Source organism: Microcystis sp. LE19-8.1F (genome assembly GCF_027531715.1).
Taxonomy (GTDB): domain Bacteria; phylum Cyanobacteriota; class Cyanobacteriia; order Cyanobacteriales; family Microcystaceae; genus Microcystis; species Microcystis wesenbergii_A.
The window spans coordinates 1-20,933 of record NZ_JAPZSO010000080.1 but is presented as its reverse complement, the minus strand read 5'-3'; the positions used below and the strand labels follow the sequence as shown (position 1 = coordinate 20,933).

The 20,933-nt window shown below is 43.1% G+C and carries 21 protein-coding genes; 3 read left to right on the top strand and 18 right to left on the bottom strand.

All coding sequences use genetic code 11. The features are described from left to right. The 5 genes from dcm to O9334_RS08390 all read right to left on the bottom strand — a co-directional run. The coding region (dcm, locus tag O9334_RS08410; protein WP_287999818.1) for a DNA (cytosine-5-)-methyltransferase at positions 1-294 on the bottom strand (294 nt) is incomplete at its 3' end. Positions 295-552: 258 nt separating this feature from the next. Continuing rightward, positions 553-2,214 carry an NAD(P)H-quinone oxidoreductase subunit 4 gene (locus O9334_RS08405; protein ID WP_045361001.1) on the bottom strand — a complete coding sequence of 554 codons (1,662 nt, stop codon included), beginning with the start codon at positions 2,212-2,214 and terminating at the stop codon, positions 553-555. A 124-nt stretch (positions 2,215-2,338) separates the two neighbouring features. Beyond that, positions 2,339-3,040 carry an ABC transporter ATP-binding protein gene (locus O9334_RS08400; RefSeq protein ID WP_045361000.1) on the bottom strand — a complete coding sequence of 234 codons (702 nt, stop codon included), beginning with the start codon at positions 3,038-3,040 and terminating at the stop codon, positions 2,339-2,341. A 354-nt stretch (positions 3,041-3,394) separates the two neighbouring features. Continuing rightward, positions 3,395-4,132, bottom strand: coding sequence for a septal ring lytic transglycosylase RlpA family protein (locus O9334_RS08395; RefSeq protein WP_045360999.1), 738 nt, complete (start codon positions 4,130-4,132; stop codon positions 3,395-3,397). A 985-nt stretch (positions 4,133-5,117) separates the two neighbouring features. Beyond that, on the bottom strand, positions 5,118-5,825 hold the full coding sequence (locus tag O9334_RS08390) for a DUF8619 family protein (protein ID WP_045360998.1): 708 nt from the start codon (positions 5,823-5,825) through the stop codon (positions 5,118-5,120). 690 nt (positions 5,826-6,515) lie between these two features. Between O9334_RS08390 and grrP the strand changes: the two genes are divergently transcribed. Both grrP and grrA read left to right on the top strand, forming a co-directional pair. Then, a complete protein-coding gene (grrP, locus tag O9334_RS08385) occupies positions 6,516-7,415 on the top strand; it encodes an extracellular substrate binding-like orphan protein GrrP (RefSeq protein ID WP_045360997.1) in 900 nt (299 codons plus the stop codon). 14 nt (positions 7,416-7,429) lie between these two features. Then, positions 7,430-7,804 (top strand): GrrA/OscA1 family cyclophane-containing rSAM-modified RiPP, encoded by a 375-nt coding sequence (gene grrA, locus O9334_RS08380; RefSeq protein WP_045360996.1) that lies wholly within the window; start codon positions 7,430-7,432, stop codon positions 7,802-7,804. Positions 7,805-7,863: 59 nt separating this feature from the next. Here the strand turns inward: grrA and O9334_RS08375 are convergent, their stop codons facing one another. The 4 genes from O9334_RS08375 to O9334_RS08360 form a co-directional block, all read right to left on the bottom strand. Further along, complete coding sequence (locus O9334_RS08375; RefSeq protein ID WP_045360995.1) at positions 7,864-8,964, bottom strand: alkene reductase; 1,101 nt, start codon at positions 8,962-8,964, stop codon at positions 7,864-7,866. Positions 8,965-9,606: 642 nt separating this feature from the next. Next, positions 9,607-11,451, bottom strand: coding sequence for an AAA family ATPase (locus O9334_RS08370; RefSeq protein WP_287999817.1), 1,845 nt, complete (start codon positions 11,449-11,451; stop codon positions 9,607-9,609). An 83-nt stretch (positions 11,452-11,534) separates the two neighbouring features. After that, positions 11,535-13,436: an ArsA family ATPase gene (locus O9334_RS08365; protein WP_287999816.1), complete on the bottom strand. Its 1,902-nt coding sequence runs from the start codon at positions 13,434-13,436 to the stop codon at positions 11,535-11,537. A gap of 12 nt (positions 13,437-13,448) precedes the next feature. Further along, positions 13,449-14,132, bottom strand: coding sequence for a GvpL/GvpF family gas vesicle protein (locus tag O9334_RS08360; RefSeq protein WP_190380341.1), 684 nt, complete (start codon positions 14,130-14,132; stop codon positions 13,449-13,451). A gap of 92 nt (positions 14,133-14,224) precedes the next feature. Here O9334_RS08360 and O9334_RS08355 point away from each other — a divergent pair, with 92 nt between their 5' ends. Next, a complete protein-coding gene (locus O9334_RS08355; protein WP_045360991.1) occupies positions 14,225-14,557 on the top strand; it encodes a gas vesicle protein in 333 nt (110 codons plus the stop codon). Between the two features lie 123 nt (positions 14,558-14,680). Here O9334_RS08355 and O9334_RS08350 read toward each other — a convergent pair whose 3' ends face one another. The 9 genes from O9334_RS08350 to gvpA form a co-directional block, all read right to left on the bottom strand. Further along, positions 14,681-14,944, bottom strand: coding sequence for a gas vesicle protein GvpG (locus tag O9334_RS08350; protein WP_002796986.1), 264 nt, complete (start codon positions 14,942-14,944; stop codon positions 14,681-14,683). Between the two features lie 14 nt (positions 14,945-14,958). Then, positions 14,959-15,693, bottom strand: coding sequence for a gas vesicle protein GvpF (gene gvpF, locus O9334_RS08345; RefSeq protein ID WP_045360990.1), 735 nt, complete (start codon positions 15,691-15,693; stop codon positions 14,959-14,961). Between the two features lie 15 nt (positions 15,694-15,708). Further along, positions 15,709-16,182 carry a gas vesicle protein K gene (locus O9334_RS08340; RefSeq protein WP_045360988.1) on the bottom strand — a complete coding sequence of 158 codons (474 nt, stop codon included), beginning with the start codon at positions 16,180-16,182 and terminating at the stop codon, positions 15,709-15,711. Positions 16,183-16,382: 200 nt separating this feature from the next. After that, on the bottom strand, positions 16,383-16,517 hold the full coding sequence (locus O9334_RS08335; RefSeq protein ID WP_274518358.1) for a hypothetical protein: 135 nt from the start codon (positions 16,515-16,517) through the stop codon (positions 16,383-16,385). A 63-nt stretch (positions 16,518-16,580) separates the two neighbouring features. Continuing rightward, the gene (locus O9334_RS08330; RefSeq protein ID WP_045360987.1) at positions 16,581-16,889 is read right to left on the bottom strand and encodes a hypothetical protein; all 309 of its coding nucleotides are present in this window, start codon (positions 16,887-16,889) and stop codon (positions 16,581-16,583) included. Then, entirely contained in the window at positions 16,846-17,256 is a 411-nt protein-coding gene (locus tag O9334_RS08325) for a gas vesicle protein (protein ID WP_287999815.1), read from the bottom strand. Before O9334_RS08325 ends, O9334_RS08330 begins: the two co-directional genes overlap by 44 nt. A 30-nt stretch (positions 17,257-17,286) precedes the next feature. Then, complete coding sequence (gene gvpN / locus O9334_RS08320) at positions 17,287-18,327, bottom strand: gas vesicle protein GvpN (RefSeq protein ID WP_045360986.1); 1,041 nt, start codon at positions 18,325-18,327, stop codon at positions 17,287-17,289. A 1,335-nt stretch (positions 18,328-19,662) separates the two neighbouring features. Next, positions 19,663-20,301, bottom strand: coding sequence for a gas vesicle protein GvpC (gvpC, locus tag O9334_RS08315; protein WP_045360983.1), 639 nt, complete (start codon positions 20,299-20,301; stop codon positions 19,663-19,665). A 442-nt stretch (positions 20,302-20,743) separates the two neighbouring features. Further along, the coding region (gene gvpA / locus O9334_RS08310) for a gas vesicle structural protein GvpA (RefSeq protein WP_287999814.1) at positions 20,744-20,933 on the bottom strand (190 nt) is incomplete at its 5' end.

The window sequence follows — 20,933 nt, the reverse complement described above, 5'->3', positions numbered from 1 at the left end:
GATCCGGGCAACTTCAAAAAATAAGGTTCCGCGTGCATCTTCAAAACCGTGTTTTCTGCCGGCGATACTAAAGGCTTGACAGGGAAACCCGCCGCATAGTATATCATGATCGGGGACAGTTTTTACCTCTAATTTTCTGATGTCTTGATTATCGGGTAAATGACCATAGTTAGCCAAGTAAACCTTTTGGGAGTGAGGATCGATTTCCGAAGAAAAAACGCATTGACAACCGAGATTCTCTAGGGCGATTCTAAATCCTCCTATACCGGCAAATAAATCAATAAAAGTCCACATATTTTCTCTATTCTAAGCTTTTGTTTTGATCCCAGAGACGATATTATACTAAATCTGGTTATTAAAGACTGATTATTTATTCCCCTTTTTGCATGAGTGCATGAGTAGAAAACGGGTTTCTCGGAGAAACCCGTTTTCTGTGCGTATTAAACCAGCTATCTTAGATTTTAGTATAAATGCTCGCATCTTTTTCCTCGCCAAAAAAATCAGGAGCAGAATTTCTACTCCTGATAACCTATTAACCTTAGACTTGCCAATTTATTGGAAGATGCTGGCAACCTTGGCGCTTACATCCGCTTGAGTTTCAGCGTAGATATTTTGACGAGTAGCGGCGATTTCTGTGTAAGCTTGACGCACTTCCGAGTTAACTGCCACCGTTTTGACATCGTAGATACGGGTAGCTAGTTGGGGATAAAAACCGATAGCGACAATCAAAGCGAGGAAAGAGACAGCGATAAAGATTTCTCTGGGTTTAGCGTCAATATATTCTGATTCGTCAGGAAGGACACAGCTAGTACCGAAACAAACTGCTTGTTCGTTACTTTTGTTGGGGAGAATGTTAGTAATATCGCAGGAAGAACCATCTCCGTAGAAAACTTGACGAAGCATGGAGAGTAGATAAATGGGGGTGAGGATTAAACCAACGGAAGCGAGGAAGACAGTCACAACCCGGAAGGTTTGGCTATAAACGTCACTGCTAGTGACACCGATGAATACAGTAATTTCACTGGCAAAACCGCTCATTCCGGGTAGCGCTAGGGAAGCCATGGCGCCGGCAGTAAAGAGAGCGAAGACTTTCGGCATCGCTTGAGCAATCCCACCCATCTCGTTTAAAGCTAAGGTATGGGTGCGGTCGTAGGTGACACCAGCAAGGAAGAATAAGACGGCGGCAATTAAACCATGGGAGAGCATTTGTAACATAGCGCCGCTAATACCCACATCGGTAAAGGAAGCAATCCCTAAAAGGACAAATCCCATGTGTGAAACCGAGGAATAAGCGAGACGGCGTTTCATGTTTTGTTGACCGAAGGAAGCGAAAGCACCGTAGATAATATTAACGACACCGAGAATCGCTAGAATCGGGGCAAAATAAATGTGTGCATCGGGTAGAAGCCCCATATTAAGACGGATTAAACCATAACCACCCATTTTGAGGAGAACACCAGCGAGAATCATCGATACAGGTGCAGAAGCTTCACCGTGAGCATCGGGGAGCCAAGTATGGAGGGGGAAGATGGCGAGTTTGACTCCGAAAGCGATTAATAAACCAGCGTAAAGGACTAATTCTAAAGCGAGGGGATAATCTTTAAATCCTAATTCCGCCATATCAAAGGTCATCGCACCACCACCGTAAAGGGCCATGGCTAGACCGGCAACGAGGATGAAGATAGAAGCGGCGGCGGTGTAGAGTAAGAATTTAGTGGCGGCATAACGACGTTTTTGACCACCCCAGATGGAAACGAGTAGATAAACGGGAATTAACTCGATTTCCCACATTAAAAAGAATAATAATAAGTCTTGGGCGACGAAAACACCAATCTGAGCGGCGTAGAGCAACAGCATCAGGAAGTAGAATAAACGGGGTTTGCGGTCCACTTGCCACGCGGCCAAGATAGAAAGGGTTGTCACCAATCCTGCTAATAAAACTAACGGTGCCGAGATACCATCTACCGACACCGCCCAACTTAAACCTATTTGGGGAACCCAATCGATTTTTTCCACTAATTGTAGGTTGGGGTTGCTTAAATCATATTTTTGTAAAAAGACGTAGCACATTAAAACAAAGTCTGCTAGTCCGACTCCAAGAGCAAACCAACGAACGGTTTTTCCTTCCTTGTCGGGGATTACAGGGATTAGGAAGGAGGAAAGCAAGGGGAGCAAAATGATGGCAGTGAGCCAGGGGAAGTTAGCCGTTAGCATGGCAGTAAGAAAAAATACCTATTTCGTTATGTGTTCATTTTATGCGACTTTGTAAAATTTTGTGAATATTTTTTGTCCTACCTTTACCATAGGCTTTTATCTATAATTGGCGCATCATCATCGATTAACCCAAATAAGCTTGTTTGACCCGCTCATCCCTGAGTAAATCCCCGGCTTCTCCTGCGATAGTCAAGCGTCCCGCTGCCAAAACATAGCCGCGATTGGCAGTTTCTAGGGCTAAATTGGCGTTTTGTTCCACTAACAGGATAGTTACTCCCGATTTGTTTAATTGACGGATAATACTGAAGATTTCTCGCACTATCTGCGGTGCTAGTCCTAAACTGGGTTCGTCTAGTAACAATAACTTGGGACGACTCATTAAAGCTCTTGCGATCGCAAGCATCTGCTGTTCCCCACCGCTTAGGGTTCCCGCTAACTGCTCTCGGCGCTCCGATAGTCGGGGAAACAGTCGCCACTGCTCTTCGATATCGCTTTTTACTCCTAGGCGATCGCTTCTCGTATAGGCCCCTAACTGCAAATTTGTCAAGACTGTTTGACGCGCTAAGATTCTTCTCCCTTCCGGACTATGGGCAATTCCCCGTTTAACGATTTCATGGGGTGGTAAATGGGTAATATCTTGACCCTGATAAATTATTCGCCCCGTCTTTGCCGTTAAAATCCGAGATATCGTCTTTAGAGTCGTCGTTTTTCCTGCTCCGTTCGCTCCAATGAGGGTGACAATTTCCCCCTTTTCTACCCTTAAGCTAACCTGCTGTAATGCCTTGATTCCGCCATAATTAACCGATAAATCGCTAATTTCTAACATAAACCCAGTCAAATCTCAATAGGATCACTATAGCAGTGATCAGTTATCAGTGATCAGTTACCAGTTACCAGTTACCAGTTACCAGTTATCAGTTATCACTGATCAGATGTGAGTTTTTAGTCAGTCCCGATGAAAAAATTTTCACCCCCACAGATGAAAGAGGTTTCCTTCCCTACACCCCACACCCCACACCCTACACCCTCTTTCAAGTCAGGGATAAGGAGGAATCCCGATCATTTGTACTGAATTTTCCAAGACGCATTATTGAGTGAGGGGTATTGAGTAGCATTAACAGTGCTGTCTTTTCACTGCTTACTGTTTACTGATAACTGTTTACTGATAACTGATAACTGATTATCTGCCTAAAACTTCCAAGACAACTGGGGCAACTCCCGATTGGAAGACACCGATAATCGCTGCCGCACCTCTGGAAAGGTCGATGACGCGACCACCGCTAAACGGACCGCGATCGTTAATTCGCACCACCACCGAGCGCCCATTACGCAGATTAGTTACCCTAACCTTGGTGCCGAAAGGTAGATAGCGATGAGCGGCGGTTAAACCACTAGAGTTAAAAGTCTCACCACTAGCGGTGCGACGACCATGGAAACCGCGACCATACCAGGAGGCCATTCCCTTTTTACGGGGGCGACTGCTGGTTTTTACCTCTGGACTTGTTTTTGGCTTCTCTGGCGGTGTGACTGAGGCAGGATTGCTGGCCGGGGCCGGCTTGACTTGATTGGGTTGTGATTGGGGTTGTACCGTCGAAGGAATGGCCTCTTGGGGCCGGGGTGTAACGCTTGCAGGGACGGTATTTTCTTTGTCCACTAGGGACTCCAAAGTTTTCAGAATTTCGTTAGCATTATCTTGAACAGAACGTGATACTTTAATATCTGAATCAGTTGTTCGACTATTAGAAAAAGCGGACAGAACGGTTTGAGTAGTTGACTCGATAACAGTTTGACGGTCTACGCTAATATCCGTCAGGCTGTTGCTGTGTCCTGCTGTCTGGGAACAAATTATCGAGGCTGTAGTCCCCAATACCGTGAGAGCGGTTACAGCTTGTAGTTTGTTGATCAGTTGTTTATTCATAGACTTTCTTAATTGTGCGTTAGCAAGTTCCCAATGCAAAGCTGAAGGAATTTGCTAACATTCCTTTTTGTTTGCAGAGCTAACTTGGTTGCGTTCTGTTCAACCGTATCACGGAAAATCGGTTGGTCATTACGAGAATTTATATCGTTATCGGGCAAGAGAATCAAAAATTTAAATAAAGGGTTGACTTGCGCTAAAAACCAAGTTAAGATAAAGGGTTTTTAATTTTTTGTGTCCTAGAGGGGATCAAGGTTAGGAAAACTAAGGGAATTAGTGAAATTTCGAGAGGTAATAATGCTAGTATTGACAAGGCTTTCAAGGATTATCAGCCCTCCCCGATTTCCCTCTATAGCTGCAGATAATGGTTAATAAAACTGTTTTCTTCGCTACAAAAAACCAGATTTTTAAGATCAATGTTAAATCGGGCTAAAGGTCAAAGATTAAAAATTGTAATAGTGGCTTGACAAAGAACTAAAAATAAGCTGTTATTAGCCAAACTTAACAATAGGCTCAGAAATGTTAATGGAGACTAATAAGTAGTCGTGCCAAATTAATTTCTTAGTCGAGACAGGGCTCTCTTAGGTTTGCTGGGTAAAATGTATTCTAAGATACAGTCCTACTAGCGAGCGAGTGGAAAGAACCACAAAGACACAAAGGACACAAAGATTGATCGCTCCTATATAAGTTAAACTGATCACACAAAGAATAAGAGCGTCGAGACAGGAGACAGGAGACGGGAGACGGGAGATAAGTAGTCGTGCCAAATTAATTTCCATTTTTGAGATAGGCACTGTTGCAATAGTGCCAGAGGGTTAGTGGATGTGTAATTAATTTTGCTTAGGTACTTACTAAATCCTGTTTAAAGGGTATAGAGGAGCAGGGAGCGCCGGAGTGGGGAGAAGGAACAAGAAAGAAGCAAACTTTTTGCCGCAAACCCTATATAGATGGCCCAGAAACCGCTGTCTTTTTAGCGATCGCCGAACAATTAACGGGTTTTGCGTCTTCGGATGACATTATTAGAATAACGAGAAGGTTTTGGCCGGGGTTCTTTTCCCCCTCCTAATTCTCGGCTAACTTGCTGGAAAATATCCCGTCGCAGGACAGGATATTCCCCTATCCACTGGTCGAGTTGGGGAAGATGAACATCAGAAAGCTGATTGATATCGCCTAAATCGGGATCTCGAGACATTAACAAAGCTTCGGCTACCATCCCGGGACGGATCGATTTATGAATGCGTTTGAGGGGAGCGCGAACGATCGCCGAAAACCCAGTTTGATCACCGATTTCCAGATTAATACAGCGTTGGCGATTTTCGATAATCTCTAATTCCCCGCGTTTATTGACCCTTTCTTCTTCCCCGATTAATTCCTCGGTCACAAAAGCATCGAAAACGCGACCGCGCCAAAACCCCCCGTAGGGAAGACGACGATAGGTGTTATTGCGAACACTGGCCCAATAAACTGGACCCCAGAGCCAATATAAACCGGCGATAATGTCGAAAATCAGTTTAATCGTTAAACCACCAGGGCCGAATAAATTACCGATTAACCAAGCTGCGGTGAGAGCGATGACAGAAATGAATAAACGGCGCAGAAAATCAGACCATTTACCCCAATAGTGAGCGTACTGGGGTCCAGTGGCGATAATCGGGACAATTTGCTCGATCGATTGACGGGTAAGGGGAACCAACATTATCAGTTATCAGTTATCATTGACTCTTGTATTCCATCTGTCGCCGAAACTCATAAAACCCGATATCTGCTATGGCTTTGACTAATTGTTGCTCTACTGGGGGAGACCCCAAGACCGCACTGCCTCAAGTATTGCACATCAGCTTTTAGCTGACAAGACAAACCTGAACCTCTAGGTGTGTTGACGGCGGTTACTCTATCGATAGTGATTTTATTGTAGTGGTGATAGCTCAAACCTTTGCTAATTGGGCATTGTAGTCATGAATAAAATACCAAACAGCCCCAACGTGATTCTCCATTTGGCTCTTCTCGACTTTGTGTGATAATTTTTGCTGATGGAATCGTGAAGTGCTTATTGGGCAAAACTTTTAGGACTATTTCGCCGAAAAAACTATCAGTATAGACCTCGTTTTCACACAGAAACCAGAAGAGCCAAGTCATCATCAAGCTAAAGGTTTAAAGACTGATTTTTTACCCACTTCTACTATCAAATTATTACCAAAATTACCGATCGAATTATCGAATTTAAGTCTCCTTTTTAAGGGGGATTTAGGGATAGCAAACTTTTGTAGTCAGATTTGGGAGAGTTGCTATAATTTGTCAAAGTTCACAGAAATTATTATGGAAACCCTGAAGATTTTTTAGCGACTTCTAGTATAGTTATGTTTGTACGGGAGCAAGCACTCGATTTATGAAGAAAATTTTACAGTTAGTGGGACTAGGTTGCCTATTACCTATGTTCCTCGCCAGTGCAAGTTTAGCGGAAACAGTGGTGGAAAAAGTGGCTCGCACGGGATTTTTGACCGTAGGAACCCGTTTTGATGCGATTCCCTACTCCTACATCAATGATAAGGGGGAATTAGTCGGCTATTCTATGGATGTGTTGGAACGAATTAGAAAACGATTGGAAACTCGTCTCGGTCGTCCCGTCACCCTGCAAATGATTGAAGCTAACCAACCCGGAGAGAAAATTAATCTCATTCGTAGCGGGGAAATCGATATCGCTTGTAGTACGGCTTTTACTTGGGAAAGGGCGAAAGTTGTCGATTTTTCCATCAGTTACAGCATTTCTGGGATTAGGATTTTAGCTAAAAAAGGTAGCAATCTCTCCACTCCTCAATCCCTAATCGGTAAACGCATCGCCTTGGTTCCCACTTCTGCGGCCGTCGATGTGATTAAATTAGTACAACCGCAAGCGACAATTGTTACTACCTACAGCACCATAGAAGAAGCGATCGAAGCTTTAAAAACCGGTAAAATCGACGCAATAGCGGGGGATAGCATTTCTTTAGCGGGAACAATCCTCAGAGATAACCCTAAAATCTACGAAATCGTCCCCGAAGAAGCTCTAGCTAATTTTGGCATTGCTTGCATGGTTCCCGAAAATAACTCTACTTTTTTGGATGATGTCAACTATGCCATTGTTAAAATGATGCAGGATTACATCACCAATGATACGGCCACCGTTAGTCAAATCGATCGCTGGTTCGGTAGTCAAGGCATGGTTCCTATCCCCCCAGAATTATTAAAGGGGTTTTTTGCCTTCAAAGTTATCGAACACGCCCAAATTAATCCCCAAGAAGCCAAATAGGAGCATAAATTCAGGTGAATATCAGCAATAAAACTGGTTTAGTCGGCTTTCTTCTCGCTTTATCTGCTTTCGGTCTGACTAGCACTGCCCAGGCCGCCTCGGACGAGGCTAACCCCATTGAGGCGCGTTTAAGTCGTCTATCTAGCGCTGTACGCGAACGAGTTAACCAACTGCCGGAAGGTACTGCCGATCCTAGTTTACAAGCTTTAGGCTGGGGAGATGGTGGCAATCGCGGTTGGGGGAATAGTCGTGTCGGTGGTTGGGCAGATGGTCGCGGTGGTAGTTTCGTTAATTCCCGCCCTTGGCGCAATGGTTGGTCTGACGGTGGTGGTTTCTTTAATTCCCGACCGCGCTGGGGTAATGGTGGCGGTTTCTTAAATCGTTGGTAAGTAAGGTTGGGTGAGGGGTTAACTTTATCCTCGTCCCAACCCCGGTTTTACGAGAAAATCTAGGGTTTATAACTGGGAAAATCGATATAACCTTCCTTGTCAAAAGAATACCAATCTTTCATCTCAGCATCGGGATTAAGGGGCCAATTATTGGCGAATCTTTCCACCAAATCGGGATTACTGATATAGGGGCGACCGAAAGCAATTAAATCCGCATCTCCTAACTGAATAGCGGCTTCAGCAGTTTCTTTTGTATAACCACAATTGCCGATTAAAGCACTATTAAAAACAGCCCGAAACTCGGATAAAAGCATCGGTTGACCCTTTTCGTGAAAACCAAAAGCCAAGCCATCTAGCAGATGCAAATAAGCTAAATTGTACTCATTTAATCTTTGGGCAATATAGAGAAAAGTTTCTCGAAAATCCTCGGAACCCATGTCATTATAAACTCCATTGGGAGACAGACGCACCCCCACTCGATGACTGGGAAAAACAGTTAAAATTGCCTCGACTACTTCCTGCAAAAAACGATAACGATTTGCCAAACTGCCTCCGTACTTATCCTGACGCTGATTAGTGGCCGATTGTAGAAAAGTATCGATTAAATAACCATTAGCCCCGTGAATTTCTATGCCATCAAACCCCGCTAATTTTGCCCTCTGAGCGGCTTGACGGTAATCGGCGACAATTGCGGGGATTTCCTCGGTTTCTAAGGCTCTAGGGGTCTCGTAGGGCTGTTTACCTATGGGTGTATGCAACTCCCCCTTAATCCTAATTGCGGAAGGGGCAACCGGTAAAGCCCCATTTTCCTGAAAACTAGGATGAGAAGCGCGACCACAGTGCCACAATTGACAGAAAATTGGTGTTCCTTTTCTTTGGGCGATTTTTGTCACCATTTGCCATGCTTGCACTTGTTCATCGGTGTAGATACCGGGGGTATTTTGCCAACCGTTAGCTTGGGGAGAAATTACCGTCGCTTCTGTAATCATTAATCCCGCACTGGCCCTTTGCCGGTAATACTCGGCCATTATCTCATTGGCCAGACGTTTTTCTCCGGCTCGCGCTCGCGTCATGGGAGCAAGCACAAGACGATTTTCTAAGTTTAAATCTCCCAATTTAAATTGACTTAAAAGAGTCAGGGAAGTAGTGAAGGCAGTCATCGAATTTGCCGATAGAGAATTTAGGTTAATTTTACCGCAATTATTTAAAACCAGACAATCGCACCCAAGGATGATTGACTGTCTATCTGCGAGATTTTCCCTCTCCTAATTGAGGAAAATTAATCGGATTAACTAGCTGAATATAATTAATATTGTTCATAAATATGACTATAATTACAAGTTATTTAATTTATTCATTGTCGAAAATTAAAGAGACATAAACTATATTTTATGGTGGTTGATTCATGATAAATTTCTTGGCAACTTCGGCGGCAATTTTGGCATCAGAAATATTGCTTAAATCTCAAGAGATAGGAACCTCAACTATCCGATCACCCCAATAATACCATAGATACATCTGTCCCAACTTATGTATGAGGGGACTACCCCCATTCCATCACCTCCTTGACCATTTCTCTCAAGTCATCGTTCTTGGTTTTTCCCTCCCACTTGTCATAAACTAAACTTATACCAATATGGGTGGTGAATCATTTTATCTAAAAAAACTGTCAGTAGAAAAGGAGCGAACCGTCAGTTAATTAGACCCGTTATTGCAGACATTTTGGCAAATTTTTCTTTTTAGGATGGTTTTCCTGAGTTGAGATTATCCCCCCTTACTTTAAGTAAAGGGGGAAAAAAAAATCAATTGGCACGCTGTTCAACCAACAGTTGGTAAGCATGATTAAAATCAGCCGTTGTAATGCGAATATCAGCCGGGTCAGTCATTCCCTGATGGCGATAACGACGAATTGCCATCAGTGCCGCTTGGTTACATAATAACGCTAAATCTGCGCCATTCCAGCCTTCGGTTGCCTCGGCCCAATAGCCTAAATCCACATCCTCTAAAGGACGTTCCTCATTATGGACCCCCAGAATTGCTAAACGACTAGAGGCATTCGGTAAATCAACTTTTAACTGTAAATCCAACCGTCCCGCTCGCAATAAGGCCGGATCTAAGGCATCTGGGCGATTAGTGGCTCCAATCACTAAAATCGTTGCCCCCGTTTGCAACCCATCTAACTCCGTGAGGATTTGTCCCACAACCCGGTCACTCACTCCTGAATCCCCACTATAACGACCTCTTGCTGGCGCTAAAGTATCAATTTCATCAATAAAAACCACACAAGGGGCTGCCTGACGAGCTTTGGCAAACAACTCACGCACCGCTTGTTCACTCGCACCCACCCATTTACTCAAAAGCTCAGGTCCATTAATACTAATAAAATTAGCTCGCGCCTGAGATGCAACCGCTTTGGCCAATAAGGTTTTTCCCGTTCCAGGTGGACCCCAAAGTAAAATACCTTTGGGAGCTTGGGCTTTGGTTTGCGTATATAATTGCGGATGGAGTAATGCCCCTTCCACGGACTCCTGTAGGGTTTGTTTAATCTGTTCAAGTCCGCCAATATTGTCCCAGTCCACATGGGGAGATTCCACTTCCACAGACCGCAATACCGCCGGTTTAACTTCTTTTAGGGCTTGCAAAAAGTCGGCTTGGACCACCGTCATTGTTTCTGGAATTTGCGAGTCAATCGTAGGAACCTGGCGTCGCAAAGCACTATAGGCCGCTTTCTGGCAAACGGCTTTTAAATCTGACCCGACAAATCCCACCGCATTATCGGCAATCAGAGCTAAGGAAACTGATTCATCTAGGGGCATGGAACGGGTGAGAATATGGAGGATTTCTAAACGGCCTTTACGGTCAGGCACCCGAAAGAGGACTTCTCGGTCAAACCGTCCAGGACGACGGAGGGCAGGGTCAAGATGGTCGGGACGGTTTGTCGCCGCTAGAACAATCACCCCTTGGCTTTGGGCAAAGCCATCCATTAAACCCAGCAATTGGGCCACCAGTCTTTTTTCTACTTCCCCTTCAACTTTACTGCGATCGGGTGCCATGCTATCAATTTCGTCAATAAAAACGATACAAGGCGCATTCTTACTGGCTTTCTCAAAAATTCCCCGCAGTTTTTGCTCGGCTTCCCCATAATATTTGCTGATCACCTCTGGTCCGACTAAGGCAATATAGTTAACACCGAGTTCTTCGGCCAAAGCACGGGCAGTCAGGGTTTTACCGGTTCCGGGTGGTCCGACTAAGAGAACGCCGCGAGTAGGTTCAAGTCCTAATTTGGCCAACAAGTCAGGGCGTTTCAGAGGAATGGCAATTAGTTCTTTGAGTTCTTTAATCACTTCCGTCAAGCCACCAACATCTTTAAGGGAAGCAGTTGTGGATCCTTCGGGCGGTGTCATAGTGTCTTCAATCCCTGAATCAGTGGAGGATGAGCGATAGCGATTGACCTCAAAATCATCCCCACCAGCATTGTTCGGGCGATAAACTCCCCCTGGACGGGGAATACCGCCAGCACGGGGAATATTACTCAAGGGACGGGAATTAAATTGCATTTCGGTTTTAATTTCCCCTTTCTCCAGTTTCTCTTCTAAGATTTTCGCCAGTTCGACTAATTGCTCAAAGCCTTTGAATAATTCTGCCATAAAATTTCTCCTGAGTCAAGTGAAGGATGGGTACTGGGTGATAGATGGGGTTAAGAAGTCCGACTTGATCAGACTAATTACCTTTAAAATAACAGATCTGCTGCGCCTTTTACCCGGGCTAGAGGTTCTACTGACCGGGGTAAACTGGGTAAGCGGATCAAAGTTTGATCTGGGAATAAATCCCGATCAATTTCCTCATTAGCGTGATAACGATTCTGCACGACATAACGTTGATAGACTCCCATTTTTTTCAAAGATGCTGTCAATCGCAGTTGTTCGGCAACGATGGCATCTTGGGCTTGCAAAACTCCAATAAATTCTGTATGTTGGGGGTCTTTTAGTTTTTTCTGGGCATACATCACTTGTTGTCTTAAGGTTCGCAATCGTCCCATTAAATCTACACGCCCTAAGACATTTTGATACTTCATCCAAAGCTTAAAAATCCAACTTAACCAATCTCCTAAAGCCGTTGGCATTTCCAAAAATCGCAGGAGATGACCGGTAGGAGCCGTATCTAAAATAATCAAATCTTGTTGTTTCTGGTCTAATAACTCCATTACTTTTACTAGGGACAACATTTCATCAATTCCTGGCAGAGATTGGGCTACAATTTGTCGCCAAGCTTCCGGAGTATAAGCTAGTTTGATGTTTCCTTCTTCCTTACCTTCACCACTAATCATTTCTGCCAGTTCCCATAAATAATCATCCCGAAATTTTTCTAAAATGATATTAGCATCAACTTCTTGACCACTTAAATTAGCAGTTAATTGTGTGGATTGATGTCCTAACTTTGTCCCAAAGGCATCTCCCAAAGAATGAGCCGGATCGATAGAAATAATTCTAATTTTTTGATCGGGATGACGATTAGCTAACGCCCAACCAATGGCCGCAGCAACGGTGGTTTTTCCCACCCCCCCCTTGCCACCAATGATAATGAGTTGGCGTTTGTCGTCAATAAAATCACTAAAACTCGGCAGAATTTTTTGCGGCCATTGAATAGGAGGCGGCGCAATAAATTCTACTTTTTCGAGGATTTTAATTTGACTCATGATCTGATCTAATGCTTCACCTCCTAGGGGTTCTTTTACTTGTTGGGGCAGGGTAAAAATTGTCTCTTGACCTGGAATTTTTAGGAATTTATCGAGGAGTTGCTGTTGCTCACTGTAGCGATCTAAATTTTGATTAGGATCCGTTAGAATTCGATTAATAAATAAGCTGCCGCAGGGAATATTTAAGTGATGCAAACTATTGAGTAATCGTTCGGTTTCTAATAAACTCATCGGTTCAGCAATTGCCACAATTAAACAAAGGGTAAAATCCTGATTTTGTAGGAGTTGCTTGCCTTCGGTTAATTCTGATTGTGTTTTGACCAAAAAGTCATCCACCTCATCGGCATTGTAGGTTTTTGAAAAGGTTTGCGAAATAACACGATGTTTTTCTTGAAACAACTCTAAAGAATTGAGAATAATCTCTAAAAAGTCTTTAATTTCCAATAAATTTAAGGTATGACCAGAGGGGGCCATATCAACAACAATTCGATCTACAACATTCTCTATTAGTAATCGTTGAATTTCTAATAGACCCATGATTTCATCTAAACCTGGCCAGTCTAAATCCCAAACAGGAGTTAAATCTTCTCCTTCAACAAAACTGCCCCGTTCTACTAAAAGTTCTAAAAATTTTCCGTATTTTTCTTTAAATTCTAAGAGCAATTTTTCCGCATCTAATGCCCTAACTTTTAAGTTGGGTAAGTCTTTTACAGGTGATGCTTCATCGCTAACTTCTGTTTGCAATACATCCCCTAAAGAATGAGCAGGATCGGTTGAGATTAACAGGATTTGTTGCTCGGGAAATAATTTAGCCCAACGGCGAGCAAATCCACAGGAAAGGGTAGTTTTTCCTACTCCTCCTTTGCCACTAAACATAACTAAATGTCGAGTGTCATAAGGACTTAGAGAGTTATTTACCAAGTTAAAGTTAGTCATAGAGAAATCAAGTTAAGTAAAGTGATAGGGGGGAGAAACTTGTCCTAATTGTAATTCCCAACGGGGGCAGGCTTTCTGCCAATGCAAGACTTGCTCGATTAGTAAAGGTTCTTCTTGAAAATCAACTAAAAGATAAATTCGTGATTCTGTCCCTGGAGCAGTAATAATCCTCGTTGATGAATAGCTTTGGTTGACTAAATCCACGAGATTTTGCCATTCTGAACCTTGCAAAGTATAAAAATCTTGTTGGGCTTCATAAAGCTGTTTTTTGGCTAAAAAATATTGTCTGCCTCTGCTTTCAGAAGAGAGTACAGGCTCCTCTAGCTTACGGGGAATACATTTTAAAAGATATTCTCCTTTTCCCTCAAGTTCTTCAATTTTTTCTTGATATTCTTGGGCATGAGAACAAAGATGAGTCAGTAAATTTTCTGCCTCTAAAAAAGATGTGCCAAAACGTAAGGGTAAAATAGTGGTTTGTCGAAATAATTCACAGATGACTCGATCATGACATAAAACCGATTGAATCAAGCGTTCATCATCATTTTGTAAAGTGTCTAAACAAACTTCGGGTTCGACTACGGCCGAGAGAGAGCCAACAGTTATCAGTAACAATGGGTTCGCCATTCCAACGGGTAATTTTAGGCTTTCTATGGGGGTTTTCAAAAAAGCGTAAGTATATAGATTGTACAATTTCATAGGGTTGACCGAAAGAAAATTGACGATTTTTTACAAATTTTTATATTGGGGCGTTGATATGCTAGAATATTCTAAGTTATTCAGGGATTGTTATGACAACCACTCGTCCACCCAGACCAATTAGATCTAAAATTAGCACCATGCCTCGGAAACAATCTGAAGCAGATCACCAACTTGAGCTTTACAAGTTAATTACTGAAAAACAACGTATCCAAGAAAAATTAGAAATGATGGAGCGGCAGATTGAGCAGTTAAAAAGTCGTCTCACGTCTGTGACAGATCAAATTGAGACTACAGAACAAAGCATTCAAAATTTGCGTACAGTCAATCCTCCTAGTGTAGCTAAAAAGCCTGATTCCCCCAAAACTGTTGCTCACTCCTCTAATAATTCCAGTAATTTCCAAACTTTTTACCTAGAATATTAAGGCTTAACCAAGGGCTAGTTCTGACCAAGCTTCAACGAGTTCTTGAGCTTGTCAAATCCGCCCTTACTAAGCTTACAATTTGTGATTTTGTTCATGATCTATGTGGTGGGAAAGATTGCAAGTTTAGAGAGAAGATTCAGATTCGTTTTCTGCCTCTTCTTCTTCTTCTAAGGCTTGAATTTTTAATAAAAGTTCTTCTTCCTGAATTTCAAACTCCTCCTCAGAAATGTTGCCCATATCGTAAGATAGTTGTAAGGATAATAACAATTTGTGCAAATTTTCCGCCTCATCATATTCTATATCTGCACGCTCTTGAATTTTCTCCCCAATCCAGATCAGACCCCCAATAGGACCGGTAACAGGAAGAAATAAAAGATCGAGAAACATAACTAATACTCTCCTTAGACAAGTTGGGCAAAGGTATAGGGTGCGGTTAAATTGTTATAGCGAATTTTTAGGCGATCACCAAACTGCTGATCGATCGCTTCCACCTTTTGGCTAAATTCCGGCTCTTCGTCCCAGGGAATTAAATAAGCTGCATTGTAAATCATGTCATCCGTCATCGGATCGCTTTCAATCACCTCTTGGGCGCAATGATTTAATTGCTCTCTAAAGACTTGAATAATGTCTTGTTTCCGTTGCAATACAGTGGCTTCAATGAGTTGACCTATATGGATAATTTCTTCCATATTTAAGTTTTTACCCATCATCGCATCCCGTTCTTGCTTTAACTTAGGATTAGACTCCAAAGCCGCTTGTAATTCCCACTGATTATCCCAAAAAATCTTAATGCTAACTTCTCGCTGGCCTGACAGTTTAGCAAATAATTCTTTCAGTTGGGTTTTATAGGGAGCAATTAATTGTTCGGTGACGGATTCCCAGGTTTTGATAACTAAGCCAAACCGCAGGGGCAACAACGTTGTAAACCCTGCTTCCATGACAGTTTCTAATACTTTTTCATGGCAAATTAAATAGCGACGGGATGCCAAATACTTCTCTTTATGAGCAGCGGAGTAGAGAAAACTAAAACCATCAATCATCTCACTGTGAACTGGCTCATTATCAATCCCTTGCAAAACCAGTCCGTCAGGAACTGCTTCGGGAAATATTCCATACAAATAAAGACCCACTGTCATCAGTATTCTCCCAAATTAAAGCGGCTGAGAAGTTAAAACCAAACGAAGCTTGAGGTGAATTAGATCTAGTTGAGCTAAACCCAGATCAACATTTCCTTCCACAACAACTCCTGTATTGAGGAGTCTATCCACTAATTCCAACACAGAAGGCTTAATCCCCTCCTCTCCTGGGTAATAACTCCCTGCTTCAGGTAAAAGAGTTCCAAACTCTCCTAGGTGGACATTTAACTCTTCTGGCTCAACCTCAAAAATTTCACACAAATAGAGAATTTGTTCTTGCAATTTTTGGATACTTTCTGCAGCTCTATCTAAATCAGACTCACTGAGAACCCCTTTTTCCATCCGGCGAATGATTTGGGCTTCGAGCAATTGGCGTACCAGTTCCACGACAGTTAACAGTAAAGGGGCTAAACCAGCTTGGCTATTACTTTCTGGACGGGTCAGCAAGGCTTGATTATCAGAATCGTAAGGTGTGCAAGCAAGTGTCATGGTTGGAATTGGTAAATGAGCAGTTTTTGACGGTGAGTGTCTAGTGGGGAGCTTGGCCAAGAAATTTTATCTGAGGGAAGAAATGATGTAATTAAACAATGTCAATTTTCCGCTGCCTTGTGAAGATTCAAGTGAGGAACTTCTCCGACAGGAGGAATGTGCTTGCTCATTTGGACTGGTATCATGGCTCTCCATCGCCCCTAATTGGGGTATTTTAAGGCTTGAAGTTCAGCTTCTAGGGTTTGAAGTCGGCGTGAAATTTCCAGGTTTTCTGCTAATAAAGCTTGGGATTGGCTAGGGAGGTAGGAGTCGCCTTCCCACCCATTAATTTCCATCTCCCTTGCTCTATCAACAGAGGCAATCGTTAACTGGTGTAAACTTCTTTACCGTTTGAAGATTCAATTGAGGAATTTCAATGTATATAAAGAATGTGACTGATCGTTCTGACTGATATCACGGCTCTCTATTGCACTTAATTTGGCTAAGGATTTTAAGGCTTGAAGTCGCCGTGAAAGTTCCAGGTTTTCTGCGAATAAAGCTTGGCATTGGCTAGGGAGGTAGGGATAACCTTGCAAGCCGTTAATCGCCGTTTCCCTTGCTTTATCAAGGGGGGCAATCGTCTCGTGTAAATTCCCTAACCTTTGAGGATTCAAGTGAGGAATTTCACGCATCTGAGGAATGTGCTTCATCGTTCGGACTGGTATCATGGCTCTCCATTGCACTCAATTGGCTTAAGGATTTTAAGGTTTCAAGCTCAGTCTCCAGGGTTTGGAGTCGGAGTGAAAGTTCCCGATTTTCTGCTAGTAAAGCTTGGGATTGGCTATGGAGGTAGGGATCCCCTTCCCACCAGTTGATTCCCATTTCCCTTGCTTTATCAACAGAGGCAATTAACAAACGAATGCGGATATTTAGAAGTTCAGTGGAGGCGATCGAAACGGAAATATCGCCAGCAATCACAATTCCTTTATCTAAAACTCGTTCAAGGATATCCGCCAAACTCGAACCTTGAGTTGCTGTTTTCAGGGATTTGTTTGATTGGGTTTTGAGCGAGCCAGCAAAAGTGGAAGAAGTCACGGTTGGTTTCACCCAATTAAGAATATAAAATTAGTCTTTTTGCTTCAGCAAGTTCGTTCGTAGTAAAGATTGAATGGCTTTTAACGATTGATTTCCTGTCAAAGGCTCAGAAGTTGACGCTTGGTCATCGGAAGGCTCCTCTTCCTCTACAACGGATAAGGATTCTACCAGATTGTTGTCGAGGATTTCCCATAAAATAGCTCTTGAGCTATCAATAGGTAAGCTTGTGCGGGACAAGAGAACATCCGCACAGATATCACGGAAGTCGGCATCAGCGGAGTTAGCCACAATATCGTGAGAGGCGCAGACTTTAGCAATCATTAAACAAGAGCGCAAACCCGACGTTTTTTCAGTCGCAGTTTTCAAGCGAAAGGTTTTGACGAGGTTGACAATAAATAAAGCATCTTCTCGACCAATCCCCGTTTTTTGGGCAAGAATTTCAGTCTGAGTCAGTTGATCTGGTTCAGGCATATTAATGGTTACCAACCGATCCATTAAAGCATCTTGGGTAGCATGAACCCCACAATATTCTTCTGGGTTGGAGGTGAAAATTGCCCGAAATTGAGAATTGACTTGTAGGTAATCGGGTTGATGGCTAGTGGGCGGCAGGGTGAGAATTTTTTCTTCCAAGGCAGAGAGTAAAACGTTGTTGACCTCAGGTCGAGAACGATTGAACTCATCATAAACTAGGGTAAACCCCTCTCGACAGGCCATTGTTAACCGAGAATCCACCCAATTGTGTTTTAGCTCGTCTTCAACTTTGAGAACGCTGTGGATATAGTTATCCATCAGTTTTTTGTGGGTATAACCAGACTGGCTACCAATTAAATCGGAACTGGTAAAGTCATCATCGCCAAAGATCAGCATCACGGGTCTGGCTAAACAATTGGCCAGGTGCATTGCCAAGGTTGTTTTTCCCGTTCCTGCTGGACCACATAGATGGATGGAAAAACCAGCGTTTAGATAACGTAAGGCGCGAGTGGCAACTTGATCAATCGAAGGCGTAACAACAAACTGACCAGGGCGAAGGCAGAGGACGGATCTTCTTGTTTGAGTTTCAGTAAATGTCATAGTTGAAATCTAGTAAATACCATTGTTGACATCCTCACCGCCGTAAACGGACGGTGATTCCTCACCACGCCACCTTTTTAGGATGGTCGCTGAATGGGGTTGACGCTTCACCAAAAAATGCTTAATTGCTTAAGTCTGACACTTTCTCCACGTCCATTTAAAGTCTCCGAATGCCCGACGGCGACTGATTTAATTTTGGTTTATACATACCGACCTGCGGTACGTTTTGCCTCTAGCATGGAGTTCCCATCGTCCGTCAGCTTCCCCTCACTCATCGTTGACCCTGAGCGAAGCCGAAGGGTCAACCCGTTGCAGGAATTTCAACCTAGTATATTTATTCGGTCGTATCTATGATAGGGCGGGTTTTTTAGACCACTCAGATTTTAACACAAAGCCGTCCTAAAACGACGGGGTTTTCAACCCAAATTTTCGATAATCCCCGCCTTAAGCCCACGGGTATTCTCGATCTAACAACTGCTGGTTCAGGTTTCCCCTTAATAACCGAGTAGGCAAGTAGGCTTGTGTTACCCGAATTTTACGGCAAGTTTAATCGTCTTTGGCTTTTAAGGCTTACCTCATAATAATATCACAAAAAATTAGGAACTGTCATCAATTAGATCTAGAACTTTGATTCTGAAGGTATTTCAGGATATTCATTAGTCAAGGGGCTAAGGTTCTAAAACCCTTGTCTAGATTACTTTTCCAGACTTGAACAATGACAATCCCAGATGCAGTCCTTTTGACTTACCTCCTTTGTCAATAAAAGACTAATAATGACAACATTAACCATAAACTAAGTGAAGTTTTTTGACATCCTCACCGCCGTAAACGGACGGTGGTTACTCACCACGCCACCTTTTTAGGATGGTCGCCGAATGGGGCTTCGACGGTGAGACTTCGGACGTTCGGCGATATCAGTCGAGCGGACGGTGAGGCTTCGACGCTGAGATCACGGCCGAAGCCTGAGGGAAGCACAAGGGTCAACCCGTTGCTGGAATTTCAACCTAGTATGTTTATTGGAGGAATATCTATGATAGGGTGGTTTTTTTAGACCACTAAAATTCTAACACAAAGCATCCCTAGAAGGGGAGGGGTTTTCAACCCAAATTTTCGGTAATACTTTTTAATTTACCAGATTCCTAGAGCAGCCCAAGCAGTAACCCACCACTCCTAAGTCGAGTCTAGAAACTTAAAAAAGCAGAACCAGCATGGTAGGTTTAAAACCAAAGGCTTATTGTTGTATTTTCAGACAGTCCTCTAGTTTATTCAGAAAAATGGACTAGAGGGTTTTTACTCTAGCCCTAGGCTTAAGTGGGTTGGAATTAACCTAGAGATTTATTTGCCAAAAACGTAGATAGACAAATCTTGACGAAACTGACGCAATTCGTCTTTTAGCTGTTTCGCTTCCGCTAAACGTCGTTCTTGAAATTGACTTAAATCATCCTTCACCTGTTTAGCTCGATCCAGATGAAGTTGACGTAAGTCGTCCTCTAGCTGTTTCGCTGCCGCTAAACGCTGTTCTTGAAATTGACTTAAATCCTCTTTCAGTTGTTTAGCTCGATCTAGATGCTGTTGACGTAAGTCGTTCTCCAGCTGTTTCGCTGCCGCTAAACGTTGTTCTTGGAATTGACTTAAATCGTCCTTTAGCTGCTTGGCTCGATCTAGACGCTGTTGACGTAAGTCGTTGTCTAGCCGTTTCGCTTCAGCTAAACGTTGTTCTTGAAATTGACGCAAATCCTCTTTTTGCTTTTCCGCCTGAGCTAAACGCTGTTTTTGGGTAGCTGTTAAAAATGCGAGGCTTTCTTGTTGAACTTTTTGGAAAGATTGGCGCAAAGCAGTTGCCTGTTCCTGCGCTTGGTCTTGTCTTTTCGTTTTGACATCCGACAGAAAAGCTTGGACTTCTCGCGAGAGTTCAGCTACTTCTTCAGCAATCGATAAACGCTCCTGGCGGAACTTTTCCATGAGAGCAGGCATGGGGTTGTCCTCAATTACTAAATACTATGGAATGGATTAGACCCAATCACCCGTTAAAAAAACCTTCACGGGGACTGGGGGGAGAGACAGTATATTTCGACTTTTCTTAATTATCCCAAAGTTGAGGTAGGGGACTACCCCAGACTAAGGGGCGCAACTTCCTACCCAAAGAATTGCTTTCTATTCAGAAAAATAGTGAGCCTTACACTCTGGTGATGGGCGGTAAACCTAGCTACAAAGGTCGAAATCACGGTTACAAAAATAATTTGTATGGGTCTAGCTTTGTTTTCGCTATCCTTTGCCGTGCCAACCTGATCAATTATAGACTATTGCGCCCCAAGAGAGGGGTAACTAAACTCAATAGGGATTTAAAGAAAAGCCGAGAATCTGGAAAACCCAGTCGGGTTTTAACTCAGCCGATGGTAGAATCTGTGATAGATTCTTAAGCAGGAACCGCCGCTGATTGGGTCAGACCAACAGCTTCAGCATATTTGAGGTAGGTTTCAACCGAAGCGATGACTACACGAGCTTCAATCGCTAATAATTCGATGCCCACCAGAGAGACGCGAGCCCAGGCATCAATAACGATACCTTTGTCAAGGATACGATCAATAACTTCAGCCAAGCTAGAG

Bases quoted from the DNA above. Each gene is read 5' to 3' on its own strand.
- O9334_RS08365 (WP_287999816.1), bottom strand. From the start codon at position 13,436: ATGACTAACTTTAACTTGGTAAATAACTCTCTAAGTCCTTATGACACT.
- O9334_RS08390 (WP_045360998.1), bottom strand. From the start codon at position 5,825: ATGTTGGTTCCCCTTACCCGTCAATCGATCGAGCAAATTGTCCCGATT.
- gvpC (WP_045360983.1), bottom strand. From the start codon at position 20,301: ATGCCTGCTCTCATGGAAAAGTTCCGCCAGGAGCGTTTATCGATTGCT.
- O9334_RS08375 (WP_045360995.1), bottom strand. From the start codon at position 8,964: ATGACTGCCTTCACTACTTCCCTGACTCTTTTAAGTCAATTTAAATTG.
- O9334_RS08355 (WP_045360991.1), top strand. From the start codon at position 14,225: ATGACAACCACTCGTCCACCCAGACCAATTAGATCTAAAATTAGCACC.
- O9334_RS08400 (WP_045361000.1), bottom strand. From the start codon at position 3,040: ATGTTAGAAATTAGCGATTTATCGGTTAATTATGGCGGAATCAAGGCA.
- O9334_RS08340 (WP_045360988.1), bottom strand. From the start codon at position 16,182: ATGACACTTGCTTGCACACCTTACGATTCTGATAATCAAGCCTTGCTG.
- O9334_RS08370 (WP_287999817.1), bottom strand. From the start codon at position 11,451: ATGGCAGAATTATTCAAAGGCTTTGAGCAATTAGTCGAACTGGCGAAA.
- O9334_RS08360 (WP_190380341.1), bottom strand. From the start codon at position 14,132: ATGAAATTGTACAATCTATATACTTACGCTTTTTTGAAAACCCCCATA.
- gvpF (WP_045360990.1), bottom strand. From the start codon at position 15,693: ATGACAGTGGGTCTTTATTTGTATGGAATATTTCCCGAAGCAGTTCCT.
- gvpN (WP_045360986.1), bottom strand. From the start codon at position 18,327: ATGACATTTACTGAAACTCAAACAAGAAGATCCGTCCTCTGCCTTCGC.
- O9334_RS08335 (WP_274518358.1), bottom strand. From the start codon at position 16,517: ATGGAAATTAATGGGTGGGAAGGCGACTCCTACCTCCCTAGCCAATCC.
- grrP (WP_045360997.1), top strand. From the start codon at position 6,516: ATGAAGAAAATTTTACAGTTAGTGGGACTAGGTTGCCTATTACCTATG.
- O9334_RS08350 (WP_002796986.1), bottom strand. From the start codon at position 14,944: ATGTTTCTCGATCTTTTATTTCTTCCTGTTACCGGTCCTATTGGGGGT.
- O9334_RS08405 (WP_045361001.1), bottom strand. From the start codon at position 2,214: ATGCTAACGGCTAACTTCCCCTGGCTCACTGCCATCATTTTGCTCCCC.
- O9334_RS08330 (WP_045360987.1), bottom strand. From the start codon at position 16,889: ATGATACCAGTCCGAACGATGAAGCACATTCCTCAGATGCGTGAAATT.
- O9334_RS08395 (WP_045360999.1), bottom strand. From the start codon at position 4,132: ATGAATAAACAACTGATCAACAAACTACAAGCTGTAACCGCTCTCACG.